Below are 12,125 nucleotides of genomic sequence, written 5' to 3'. Positions count from 1 at the left end.
AGTCCTCCTCATGCGCCGAAGCGTCCTTGCGATCAGGCGAAGTTGACGAGACGGATGTACCGCACCCAGTCCCACTCCGGGCCCGGGTCGGTGTGGTCGGTGCCGGGGACCTGATAGTGGCCCAGGATGTGCTCGCGGTCCTTCGGGATGCCGTACCGGTCGCAGATCGACGCCGTGAGCGCCGCCGACTGCTCGTACAGCGCGTTGGTGAAGTAGGCCGGCTGGTCGATCCAGCCTTCGTGTTCGATGCCGATGCTGCGGGTGTTGTAGTCCCAGTTTCCCGCGTGCCAGGCGATGTCGCGCTCGCGGACCATCTGCGCGATGTATCCGTCCGCCGAGCGCGTCACATAGTGCGCGGACACCTTCTTCGCGGGGTTCTGGAAGATGCCGATGGTGTTGGACCAGGTCTCCTGGGTGACGTGGATGATGACGTAGTCCACCGGGTACGCCGAAGGCCTGGACGAGGCGGTGTAGTTGGACGCCGACGCGGGCACCCAGTGTGCCCGGGGGTAGTCGGTGGCGCCGTCGGCGGCCGCGTCGGTCGCCGGGAACAGGAGGCCGGCGGCGACCGAGGCCGCCGTGCCCTGGAGGAGTCTTCTTCGGTTCATCGCGGGCACTCCTGAACTAAGGGCGGTGGGAGGTGAGTTGGGCCGAGCGCTCCCGCAGGTGGCGGTGCAGGCCCCGGTGCGGCTCGCCCTGGCGGGGCAGCCACTCCTTGCGGATCTTGGCGACACAGGTGTAGTTGGTGTCGCACACGTTGGCAAGCGGGGCTTCACCCGCCTGGCTCACCAGCTGGTAGGCGTCCAGCGCGGAGAGCCCGTAGTCGCGCTCCAGCCAGCGCACCAGATCCAACTGTGAGACGCGGAAAGCGTCTTCGAGGGGTCGGGCCGATCCCGTCGACATGATGTGGGTGTCCGACTCGATGCGCGGCCAGGGGGTGGCGAGGCCCTTGAGGAGTTCGACCACCACCACCGTGTTCATGGCGCACTCCACGGCGACCCCGCACGTCTCGCCCTCGCCCTGGCGGGCATGTCCGTCACCGAGGCTGAACAGGGCGCCCTCCACATTGACGCCCAGGTAGCAGGTCACACCGGCGCGCATCTCGGGCGTGTCCATGTTCCCGCCGTGCGCGTCCGGCACCAGCGCGGAGCGCACCTCCAAATGGGCCGGGGCCACCCCGACCGTGCCGTGCATCGGGTCCATCGGCAGCTCGACCTCGATGTCGCTCTCGCGGGCCCGGAACCGGCACGTCCCGCGTGTCCGGTCGAGCTCCCACATCCACACCGTCTCCGGCAGCGGAGGCTGGAGCGTGGCCGTGGTGTGGGTGGAGGTGAGGGCCCCGAACAGCGGGACGGTGGTGGACGCGGCCCAGTCACGCGCGGGCTGGACCGAGACGAAGTGGACGGCGAGCGTGTCGCCCGGCTCGGCGCCCTCGACGTGGAAGGGGCCGGTCTGCGGATTGAGGAAGGGGAACTCGCAGACACGGGAGACCAGATCGCGCTCGGAGCGCACCCGGCCGGCGAAACAGTCCTCGGTGTACAGGTCGAGCACGGTTCCCGGTGTCACACGGGCCAGCGGCGGAGCGCCGCCGAAGGTCCAGGCGTACTCGTTCTCCTTGGGCCGCACGGTCAGGATCCGCGGGTCGTCGCTCATCCTCGTACCGCTCCTGTCTCCTCGGGGGCCTCGTCGGGTTCGACGAGGTGGACACGGCCGGTCTCGGCAAGCCGTTCCGGCCGGCGGCGCGCGAGCACCGCGAGCACGACGATCCCCGCCACCATCCATGCCCCGACGACGGGACCCGCGTACGACACCGGCGGGGTGAGTTCGGCGACGAACGAGAACGCCGGGATCCCCGCCGCGGTGAGCAGCGCCGGCACGAACGCGGCGATGCCGAGCGCCGGGAACACCACGTGCCGCAGCGGGCTGAACAGGTCGCGGCGCCGCCGCAGAAAGTATCCGGCGCAGGCCAGGTCGACCACGATGTACACGCCGATGATCACCGTGACGATGACGGTGGCGAGCAGCGTGAACGCGGTCACCGGGCCGTAGTGCCGGCCGAGCCCGAGGATCACGGCCACCGCGAGCACGAACTGCGCGGCGACGCCCGTCACGGGGGAGCGGTGGCGGGGATGGAGACGGGCGAAGGCACGCGGGAAGACTCCGATCCGGCCGAAGGCGAAGGCGGTGCGGGTGGACACGGTGGAGCAGGCGTTGGCGTTCGCGACCGTGGAGTTGACCACGGCGAGGAACAGGATCACCCAGAAGAGGCCGAACGAGGCGCGCGCCACGCCCTCCCACGAGGCGCCGCCGGACGCGCCGAACCCGGCGAACCGGTCCGGGCCGAAGTAGACGGCCATCGCGTACGTGGTCAGGACGTACACCACCCCTATGGCGAGGGCCGCGCCGAAGACCGCCCGGCGCACCGTGCGGCGCGGGTCACGGGCCTCCTCGGCGAGCGGGGCCGCCGCCTCGAACCCGGCGAACGCCAGCACCGTGTAGACCGAACCGGCGAAGACCCCGCCGAACCCGCCGTAACCCCGCGCCGTGTGTGAAGTGCCGAACACGGCAAGGGTGTTGTCCGAGCCGGCCGCCACGATCAGCATGACCGCGAACGTGACGAACACCAGTACCTCGAAGATGCCGAGCGCCGTTCCCAAGCGCGCCGACGCCCGCGCCCCGAAGTGCCCCGAGACGGCTATGACCACGGTTCCGGCCAGTGACCACGGCCACCACAGACCCGCCGGATACGACGCCCACTGCTCATGCAGGGTGCCCGCCGTGGTGAAGCCCAGCTGCAACAGCAGCAGGGGCGGCACCAGCGCCTCGACGAAGACATAGCCCCAGCCCACCAGGAAGCCCACGGCGGGGTGCAGGCCCTGAGCGCTGTACGTGGCGACCGAGCCGGCGGCGGGCAGCTGGTGGGCGAGCTCCGCGACGCACGACGCCGTGAACAGGCACGCCACGAGCGCCACCAGGACCGAAAGCGGCAGGCTGCCGCCGGCGAACGCGGCGCCCGCCGGAATGGATGCGGCGACGGCCGCGGCGGGCGCCATCGCCGTGACGCTCTGGAACAGCACATCGCGCAGACCGACCGCCCCGCGCGCGAGGCCGGCGTCCGTACTCGTTGGGGGTTTCCCCGGCACCGTAGGCTCCCTTGGTCGCCCAACAAGCAAGCGTATCGCGGGAGTTACCGTACGGTCCGGGGCGCGCGGGGCGGAAGAGGACGAGCCACCGCGCGCGGCGGCGAATGGTGCGGGGAAGGGGGCGCGACGTCCGCGAACGGGTGCCTCGGCCCTCCCCGCACCGCGCAGATCAGTCCTCGGCGCCGCCGTCGGCGAGCAGGGGCGCGAGGGCCGCCGCCGGGTCGTGGTCGGCGGCTCCCGCGGGCACCCAGCGTCCGCTCTCCTTGCGGTAGGGCCACCAGCGCCCGTCGTGGCCGAGCCGCAGCTGGGCGTGGCGGCCGGTCGCCGTCCACCGGTTGGTCCCGGCCGACCGCAGCGCCGGGCGCTCGCCCCCGGCCCAGGCGCGGTCCAGGGCCGCCACGGCCCGGGCCAGTTCCGACGCGCCCAAAGTCCACTCCTCCTCCAGTACGCGCAGCGCCGGGGCGCCGCCGAAGCGCCAGGCCCGCGCTGCCTGCGCGAGATCGGCCGGCCGGCGGCCCGAGGCGGCGGCCAGCCGGGCGGTCACCCGGCCGTCGCGGCACCCGTACGCCAGCCGGACCGTGTCTTGATCCGCCGTCAACTCGGCTTCGGGAGCGCGGCGTTCGTGGTCGGGCGCGAGCGCGTCCGCGAGCATGCGGTGCGCGCGTCCGGCGGCGTCGGCGGCAAGGAACTCCAGGGCCGCAGGGTCCACCCCCGGCTCCGGCGGCGTCTCGGTGTCGAGGCGCGCGGGCTCGCCCGGCTCCGGCGGGAGGGTCGGTGGCGCGGGCAGCGGCGCGACGATGTCCCTGGCCGCGAACGCCTCGTCGGCCGGCACGCCACATGCCCTCATGGGCTCGTCCGTGGCCGGGGCCGCGCCGCGTTCCTGAAGGGCGTCGAGGAGGGCGCGCTCGGGGCGCCCCCGCAGCAGGAGCAGCACGAACGGATCCTGATCGAGCAGGCGCGCCATCTGGTAGCAGAGCGCCGCGGTGTGCGGGCAGTGGTCCCAGGCCTCACAACTGCACGTGGGCTCCAAGTCCCCGATGGCGGGCAGGAGTTCCACCCCCGCGCTCGCCGCGTCCTCCACCAGGTGCGGTGGCATCTCGCGGTCGAGCAGGGCCGCGATGTGTCCGGCGCGTTCGGCCGTCATCGTCAGGAAACGGTCCCAGCCCTCCTCGTCCAGCGCCTGGAGGAGGACGTCGCCGCGGTGGCGCGATCCGTCCCGCTCGCGCACGACGGCGGTGATCCGGCCCGGCCGTACGGTCACCGCGCCGACCGCGCCCTCACGGGCCAGGCGCCGGCCCTGTTTGAGCTGGCGTCCGTCGAGCGCGGTGTCCTCCAGAGCCTTGAGCCAGGCCCGGCCCCACCAAGTGGTCGCGAAGGCGCGGCCGTTGGGGGGCGGAAGGGGTTCGAAGGTGCGCTCGTTCTCGTATGTGCCGCTCATCGACCGCTCCCTCGCAGCGCCACCAGATCCGTCAGCTCGGCGTCGGACAGTTCGGTCAGCGCGGACTCGCCCGAGCCGAGCACCGCGTCTGCCAACTCCCTCTTGCGCTCCAGCATCTCGGCGATCCGGTCCTCGACGGTGCCCTCCGCGACGAGCCGGTGCACCTGCACGGGCTGGGTCTGGCCGATGCGGTAGGCGCGGTCGGTGGCCTGGGCCTCCACGGCCGGGTTCCACCACCGGTCGTAGTGGATGACGTGTCCGGCTCTGGTGAGGTTGAGGCCGGTGCCCGCCGCCTTCAACGACAGCAGGAACACCGGGACTTGACCGCTTTGGAAGTCGCGCACCATCTGCTCGCGCCGCTCCACCGGCGTGCCGCCGTGCAGGAAGAGCGTGGGCACGCCCCGCGCCGCGAGATGCCGCTCGATGAGGCGCGCCATGCGGACGTACTGCGTGAAGACCAGGGCCGCGCCGTCCTCGGCGACGATGGTGTCGAGGAGTTCGTCGAGCAGTTCGAGTTTGCCGGAGCGGCCGGCGATGGCCGGGTCCTCCTCCTTGAGGTACTGCGCGGGGTGGTTGCAGATCTGCTTGAGCGCGGTCAGCAGCTTGACCACCAGGCCGCGCCGCTCGAATCCGTCCGCACCGGAGATCTCGGCCAGCGTCTCGCGCACCACCGCCTCATACAGACCGGTCTGCTCCTTGGTGAGGGAGACGGCGCGGTCGGTCTCGGTCTTGGGCGGGAGCTCCGGGGCGATGCCCGGGTCGGACTTGCGGCGGCGCAGCAGGAAGGGCCGCACGAGCCGGGAGAGCCGTTCGGCGGCCGCCGGGTCCTGGCCGCTCTCGGCCGCCGACGCGTACTTCGCGCGGAACGTACCGAGGCGGCCGAGCAGCCCGGGGGTGGTCCAGTCGAGGATCGCCCACAGCTCGGAGAGGTTGTTCTCGACGGGGGTGCCGCTGAGCGCGACCCGGGCCCCGGCCTTGATGGTGCGCAGCTGCCGTGCCGTCGCGGAGTACGGGTTCTTGATGTGCTGGGCCTCGTCGGTGACGACCATGCCCCAGGAGACGGCGGCCAGTTTGGCGGCGTCGAGGCGCATCGTGCCGTATGTGGTGAGCACGAACTCGCCGTCCGCGAGGGATGCGAGGGAGCGCGCGCCCGCGTGGAAGCGGCGCACGGGGGTGCCGCTCGCGAACTTCTCGATCTCCCGCTGCCAGTTGCCCATCAGGGAGGTGGGGCAGACGACGAGGGTCGGGCCGGCCGTCGCCGGATCGCTCTGGCGGTGCAGATGCAGGGCGATCAGGGTGATGGTCTTGCCCAGTCCCATGTCGTCTGCGAGACAGCCGCCGAGCCCCAACGAGGTCATGTCCGCGAGCCAGTTGAGGCCGCGCAGCTGGTAGTCGCGCAAGCGCGCGGTGAGCGCGGGCGGCTGGGCCACGGGCTGTTCGCGGTCCGCCTCGGGGTCGGCGAGCCGGTCGCGCAGGCGGGCCAGCCACCCCGTCGCCTCGACCTCGACGCGCCGCCCGTCGAGCTCGGTCGACCCGGTGAGGACGGCTGCCAGGGCGTCGATGGGGGTCACCTTGCGGTCCTGGGCGGCGCGGACGCGCCGCGCCTCCTCGGGATCCACCAGCACCCACTGGTCACGCAGCCGCACGACCGGGCGGCTCGCCTCGGCGAGGGCGTCGAGTTCCCGCCGGGTCAGTGGGGTCTCGCCGATCGCGAACGACCAGTCGAAGCCGAGCAGGGCGTCGGTGCCCAGCATCGAGGGCGCGTCGGACCACGTCCGCGCTTGGTCTTCGCGCGGGCCGATGACGGCGCGGGCGGTCAGCCGACGGGAGAGGTTTCTGGGCCAGTGCACCTGGACCCCGGTCGCGGCCAGCGTGCGCGAGGCCGCCCCGAGCAGTTCGCCCGCTTCCTCGTCGGCGAGTTCCACCGCGTCCGGCACGGTGGCGGACAGGAGCGGGGCCAGGGGCGGCCAGGCGCGGGCGGCCCGGCGCAGCGCGAGCAGTGCGTCCATGCGGGCGCGGGGACCGAACCGCGCGGCCGTGGCGGGCTCCGCCCACACCTCGGCGGCGTCCGCGACCAGCGCGGGATCGCTGACGCTGTGCATCTGGAGCACCACACGGAACGCGGGGCCCGCGGCGTCCGGGTCGGCCGACGCGAGCCCCGGCAGTTCCACGCGCAGCGAGATCCGTACGCCCGCGTCGTGTCCTGCCGCCAGATCCGCCGCCCAGGCCCGGTGTTCGGGCAGCCGCTGCGGTGCCTCGGCGGCGAACGCGGGCGAGCCGGTGGCGCGGGCCGCGCCTGGCGTGCGCGGCAGCCCGTCCGCGACGGCGTCGAGGAAGGCGCGCAGCAGCCGCTCGGGGTCCGGCAGGAGGAGGGGGCCCGCCGCGCCGGACGCCGGTTCCAACGGGGTGGCGTGCGCCTCGGGCGGCATGGCCGCCGCCAGCGCGCGCACCTTGTCGAGATCGTCGGCGCCGAGCGGACCGACCCGCCACGCGTCGTGGTCGCTCGCCGTGAGGCCGGGCAACAGGCGCCCGCGCGCGACGAGTTGGAGCGCGAGGAGCGCGGCCGCGCCCCAGAACGCGCTCGGCCGGGACGCATGAGCCGACGCGCGCACACGGGTGAGCAGGGGCAGCGCGTCCCGGACGGGCAGCAGGAGGGCGGACACGGTGTGGAGCGAGACGTCGGAGCCGACGACGGTGAGGTCGTCCACGGCGCCCCCGAGGGCCGGGAGGGCTTCGCCCTCGGTGGGCCAGAAGGCGATCCGTCCGGTGCGCGGGGGGTCGGCGGGCAGGAACGTGACGTGGCAGCGGGCGAGTTCGGCGAGCTGGGACGGCGGGGGAGCGGGGAACGTCTGCACAGCGATAACGCATTCCTCAAATTTGACTACGTCGGGCCGAAGGGGCCGAGGGTACAGCAAAGTGCCGCTCGGCGGGGCGCGCAGAGAGGTGACCCGCGTCATAGGGGTGGGTGGGGTGCGGTCAGCACCACCCAGGGGTCGGGCTAACCCCCCGCGCGGGAGCGGGGGGTGGCTCCATGGTCCTCAGCGGCGCCGCTCCGTACGTTCGGTGAGGTCAGCGCAGATAACTGCGGGGGACCTCTTGACCACCGGAGCCGTCATGTCACAGGCGACCATGCCGCAACCCGCCACGGGCCTGGGCGCCCCCGCCGCGCCACGTTCCGGCAGCGAGTTCGCGCCCCTGCTCAAGGCGGTGAAGGGGCAGGGCCTGCTCGAACGGCGCGTCGGCTGGTACGTCACCGGCATGGTGGTCAACCTGCTGGCCCTGGGCGCGACGATCACCGCGATGGCGCTCACCGGCGACACCTGGTGGACCCTGCTGTTCGCCCTCCCGCTCTCCGTGTTCTGGGCGCGCGGCGCGTTCTTCGGTCACGACGCGGGCCATGCCCAGATAACCCGGGGCAAGGTCGCGGGCCGGGCCATCGGCCTGCTCCACAGCGATCTGCTGCTCGGCATGAGCTACGCCTGGTGGAACGACAAGCACAACCGCCACCACGCCAACCCCAACCACGTGGACAAGGACCCCGATGTCGGAGTCGGCGCGCTCGTGTGGACCCAGCGCCAGGCCGAGCAGCGCGCGGGCTTCGCCCGCTGGCTCACCCGCAACCAGGCCCGGCTCTTCTTCCCCATGCTGCTCCTTGAGGGCATCGCCCTCAAGGTGTACGGATTCCAGGACCTCAAGCGCCAGCCGCCCCGCGAACGCGCCGTCGAGGCGCCCCTGCTCCTGGCCCACCTCGCCGGCTACGCGACCCTGCTCCTGACGGTCATGTCCCCGGCCAAGGCCCTCGTGTTCGCCCTGGTGCACCACGCGCTGTTCGGCCTGCACCTCGGGATGACCTTCGCCCCCAACCACAAGGGCATGGAGATGCCCGACCCGGACGACGCCGAGGCCTCGGCCTGGGGTCATCTGCGTCGGCAGGTCCTGACCTCGCGCAACGTACGCGGCGGCCTCCTGACCGACTGGTTCCTCGGCGGCCTGAACTACCAGATCGAGCACCACCTCTTTCCGAACATGCCGCGCCCGCACCTCAAGCTCGCCCAGCCGTTGGTGCGCGCCCACTGCGCGGCCCTTGGCATCCCCTACGCGCAGACCTCGCTGATCGACTCCTACCGGCAGGCGCTCGGGCACATGCACGAGGTCGGAGCGCCGCTGCGGAAGTGAGCCGACGAGATCGTCGGGGGCGCCCGCAACAATGTGGGGCCGCCTGGAACCGGTGGGGGCCGCTGGGCGTTGTCCAGACAGGAAGTGCGTTCACAGGCCGCGAAAAGGAAGGCGACGGACATGTCGAAGCGCGCGATGATCGCCGCCGGTGGAGTCGTGGCGGGGCTCATCCTGATCCCTCTGATCGGATTCTGGTTCGCCCTGCTCGTCCTGATCGGCGTTCCGGTGGCGGCCTACCTCATGCTGGATCCCGGCCAGCGGCGCCGACTGCGGCACATATCCCGCAAGGAGCTGGGCCGCTAGGGGGTGTCTGGTGGATCAGGGTCGGTCAGGGCGCGGCGTCTGGTGCGGTGCATCGCAAGGCGCCGGAGCGTCTCGATAGCGGAGCTATCGGGGCGATTCGGCAACGCCGCGAGGTGCCGTGCCAGACGCCGCGCCCCCGGCCATGGTCCACCAGACACCCCCTAGCACCCACGGGGCACCGTCGGCCGCCGGGTTAGGCTCGGATCCGTCACGCGGTACGGAATGAGGGGAGCTCCGCACGATGAGCGGGATCACGGGCATGGGAACGGGCACGGTCACAGCGGTCAGCAGCAACGGTGAGTACTCCTTCACCAAGCCGAACCGGGACAGCATCACGCTGCTGCCAGGGCTCGGTGTGGCGGGGGACGTGCACGCGGGAGTGACGGTCAAGCACCGCTCACGCGTCGCCCAGGATCCGACGCAGCCGAACCTCCGCCAGGTCCATCTGATCCACCGCGAGCTGTTCGACGAGGTCGCCGAGCAAGGCTTCGAGGTGGCTCCCGGGCAGCTCGGCGAGAACGTGACGACCCAGGGCATCGATCTGCTCTCCCTGCCCACCGGCACCCTGCTGCGCATAGGCGCCGAGGCGGTCGTCGAGGTCACCGGGCTCCGCAACCCCTGCCTTCAGATCGAGGGCTTCCAGGCCGGCCTTCTGAAGCAGGTCGTGGGCCGCGACGAGGCCGGCAACGTCGTGCGCAAGGCCGGGATCATGAGCGTGGTCCGCGCGGGCGGTGAGATCCGGCCGGGCGACACCATCACGGCCGAACTGCCCGAGGGCCCGCACCGCCCGCTGGAACGGGTCTGACGGGCCCTCACCGGGTGACCGAGGCCTCGGTCACCCGTCTCACTCGTAGTAGTCCCGCATGAGTTCCACGGACCACTCGGGCTGCGCCGTTTCACCGCGCGGGCCGAACTCCGCCAGATACGGCTTGATGTCGAGCACCGGCGTCCCGTCCACCGCGTCCAGTCCCGCGACCCGCACCTCAAGTCCCTCGACCGCGAGGACGCGGCAGCGCGAGACGCCGAGGCGGTTGGGACGGTTCTTGCCCCGCTGGGCGAAGATGCCCACCAGCGGCCACTCCGGATTGTTGCGCGGGCGCCGGGCGCCGGACTCGATCTTCTCGGGCGCCACCCGGTCGAAGTGGAAGACCACTTCGAGGTGGGAGAAGTCCTTGAGGCCGTACAGGGCCTCGGGTCCGAACTGCTCGGCGTCGAGCCGGATCACGGCCGTCTCGCGGTCCCAGTGGTCGTCGGCGACCTCGGCGCGGCCGCCGACCACCCACCCCACCGGCCGGCACACCACGTCGGCCCCGCTCACGGCCGACGCCGCCTCACCCGTGATGCCCTCAACAACCTTGTCCGTCACGCCATTTCCTTCCCCGTTGGCTCGTACCCCGTTGTCACGTGGGGCACTTGATCGACACGCGGGGGACGATACTGGACGGGAGGACAAGACGCCTTGACGGAGCGGACGTGGGGGAAGCCCGGTCCCGACGGGCCGGGCCGTCCTTAAGACGGGCATACCGCCATCGCCTCCAGTGATTCCAGGAGCGGGGGCAGGTCCTCGTCGCGGCCCACCGGGTGGACGTGCCCGGGGCACTCGTCCAGGAGGACGAAGGCGACGTCGTCGGTCCTGGCGACCAGCGACCAGCCCGGGCCGTCGGCCCGCAGCGTACGGGCGCCGCCCGGCGCGAACGCGGACCGCACGCGGCCGACCGGGGGCGCGGATTCGAGGTAGCCGCGCAGCTCGCGAAGGGCCCGGCCGACGCCCGAACGCCGGCCGTCGCCGTGCCGGTGCTCGTCGGCGTGGGGGCCATCGGCTCCGGCTTCCCGATCGCCCCGCCGCTCGGCGGAGGTGGCGGCGTCGCGGCCTGCGCGGTGGCCGGGGTCCTCGGCGCCGCCCTCGTCATCGGGGACGCCGCCCTCGTCGTCGGGCAAGACCGCTGCCGGAGGCGAGCCGGGCGTGCGCGTGCCTTCGCGGCCGCCCTCGCCCGCCTCGGCGTCTCGCCCATCGGGCCCAGGCTCCGAATCCGCCGACGGCCCCCGCGATCCGGCCGGGCCCGAAGCGGCCGACCCCGGCGGCGCGCCGAACGTGTCGGTGTCCAACTGCTCGCGCCACGTGGGCCATTGCAAGGCGACGGCGTCCGCGCCGAGTCGGCGCTGGGCCGGGCCCCACTCGCTCGTGTCGGGCGGCGTGAGCGTGGGGGGACCCTCCGGGTCGGGTTCCGGGTCGTGCGGGGCGGGAACGCCGGGCACCGAGACGGCCAGTTCCAGCGGCCAGCCCGGCAACGCCGCCACCACGGTGCGGTCGTCGGGCGAGAGCTCGTACTCCATTCCGCAGTCCCAGGACGCGATCGCGACCGCCACGAGCGACACGTCGTCGATGACCACCGTCCAGCGCGCACCCGAGCCGTCCTGGCCGAGGACGAGACCGTAGCCCTGGGCGTACGGCCCGAGACCGAGCGCCGCGCACGCCTCGGGGTAGTCGTCACCGAGCACAGTCGGGAACTGCGCGGGTGTCAGGAGCGCGGCCGTGAGCACATACAGCGCCTCGTCTGTCGCGGTCGCGGCCGCTTCGGCCTCATCCGTCCCGGTCACGGAATCCTCCCCTTCGCTTCGCTCGTCGGCGCACCTTAACCAGTGGGTAACGCGGACGTCGAGGGCCGGGAAGCCACCGATGAGGGGGCGTTCCTCAGGAGGGCGGCAGGCCCATCAGCTCCCGGGCGGTGGCACCGGGGGACTCGCCGCGCTCGTGGGCCAGGGCGACGACCGCCCGGCAGGCCAGCTCGCGCACGCCGAACGACAGGGCTTCCGGCGACACCCAGCCCGCGGCCTCTTCCAGCCCGTCCTGGTCGTCGAGCGCGCAGGCCGCCACATATGCGGCCGCCGCCTCGAAGATGTTGTGGTGGCGATCGGCGGCCGGTTGCGAACGAGCCGTCTTGCGCGGTCTCCCGAACATCAGGACCACCCTTCCTCGGGCAGCGTGCGGCCCCGTCGGGGTCCGGCGGGCCGATCTCTGCCGTGGTCCTCCCAACGTAGGGTCGTGCCCGCTCGGCAGAAAGAGG

At 72.7% G+C, this 12,125-nt stretch carries 11 protein-coding genes; 3 read left to right on the top strand and 8 right to left on the bottom strand.

Annotation, left to right across the window (positions count from 1 at the left end; translation table 11 throughout):
- Positions 1-32: 32 nt before the first annotated feature.
- From ACFYM2_RS09780 to ACFYM2_RS09760, 5 genes are all read right to left on the bottom strand, one after another.
- Positions 33-608 (bottom strand): peptidoglycan recognition family protein, encoded by a 576-nt coding sequence (locus ACFYM2_RS09780; RefSeq protein WP_358998857.1) that lies wholly within the window; start codon positions 606-608, stop codon positions 33-35.
- Between the two features lie 16 nt (positions 609-624).
- Entirely contained in the window at positions 625-1,653 is a 1,029-nt protein-coding gene (locus ACFYM2_RS09775; protein ID WP_358998854.1) for an acetamidase/formamidase family protein, read from the bottom strand.
- Positions 1,650-3,143, bottom strand: a complete 1,494-nt coding sequence (locus ACFYM2_RS09770; RefSeq protein WP_358998851.1) for an APC family permease — start codon at positions 3,141-3,143, stop codon at positions 1,650-1,652. Before ACFYM2_RS09770 ends, ACFYM2_RS09775 begins: the two co-directional genes overlap by 4 nt.
- Positions 3,144-3,312: 169 nt before the next feature.
- A complete protein-coding gene (locus tag ACFYM2_RS09765) occupies positions 3,313-4,581 on the bottom strand; it encodes an SWF or SNF family helicase (protein WP_388834823.1) in 1,269 nt (422 codons plus the stop codon).
- A complete protein-coding gene (locus ACFYM2_RS09760) occupies positions 4,578-7,436 on the bottom strand; it encodes a DEAD/DEAH box helicase (protein ID WP_388834820.1) in 2,859 nt (952 codons plus the stop codon). Before ACFYM2_RS09760 ends, ACFYM2_RS09765 begins: the two co-directional genes overlap by 4 nt.
- A gap of 259 nt (positions 7,437-7,695) precedes the next feature.
- Here ACFYM2_RS09760 and ACFYM2_RS09755 point away from each other — a divergent pair, with 259 nt between their 5' ends.
- The 3 genes from ACFYM2_RS09755 to ACFYM2_RS09745 all read left to right on the top strand — a co-directional run bounded on the left by ACFYM2_RS09755 (position 7,696) and on the right by ACFYM2_RS09745 (position 9,865).
- A complete protein-coding gene (locus ACFYM2_RS09755) occupies positions 7,696-8,757 on the top strand; it encodes a fatty acid desaturase family protein (RefSeq protein WP_388834818.1) in 1,062 nt (353 codons plus the stop codon).
- A 120-nt stretch (positions 8,758-8,877) separates the two neighbouring features.
- Positions 8,878-9,060, top strand: coding sequence for a hypothetical protein (locus tag ACFYM2_RS09750; protein ID WP_350228730.1), 183 nt, complete (start codon positions 8,878-8,880; stop codon positions 9,058-9,060).
- Positions 9,061-9,301: 241 nt separating this feature from the next.
- Positions 9,302-9,865 (top strand): MOSC domain-containing protein, encoded by a 564-nt coding sequence (locus tag ACFYM2_RS09745; protein WP_359008945.1) that lies wholly within the window; start codon positions 9,302-9,304, stop codon positions 9,863-9,865.
- Positions 9,866-9,904: 39 nt separating this feature from the next.
- On the opposite strand, the gene ACFYM2_RS09740 is transcribed toward ACFYM2_RS09745, so the two are convergent.
- From ACFYM2_RS09740 to ACFYM2_RS09730, 3 genes are all read right to left on the bottom strand, one after another.
- On the bottom strand, positions 9,905-10,363 hold the full coding sequence (locus ACFYM2_RS09740) for an SAM-dependent methyltransferase (RefSeq protein WP_359008951.1): 459 nt from the start codon (positions 10,361-10,363) through the stop codon (positions 9,905-9,907).
- Between the two features lie 206 nt (positions 10,364-10,569).
- Complete coding sequence (locus ACFYM2_RS09735) at positions 10,570-11,658, bottom strand: hypothetical protein (RefSeq protein WP_359008943.1); 1,089 nt, start codon at positions 11,656-11,658, stop codon at positions 10,570-10,572.
- A 94-nt stretch (positions 11,659-11,752) separates the two neighbouring features.
- The gene (locus ACFYM2_RS09730; RefSeq protein WP_359008941.1) at positions 11,753-12,019 is read right to left on the bottom strand and encodes a hypothetical protein; all 267 of its coding nucleotides are present in this window, start codon (positions 12,017-12,019) and stop codon (positions 11,753-11,755) included.
- Between the last annotated feature and the right edge of the window lie 106 nt (positions 12,020-12,125).

The sequence above is a fragment of the Streptomyces sp. NPDC006711 genome (assembly GCF_042869775.1).
Lineage (GTDB): Bacteria > Actinomycetota > Actinomycetes > Streptomycetales > Streptomycetaceae > Streptomyces.
This window is presented reverse-complemented; position numbering and strand designations above follow the sequence as displayed.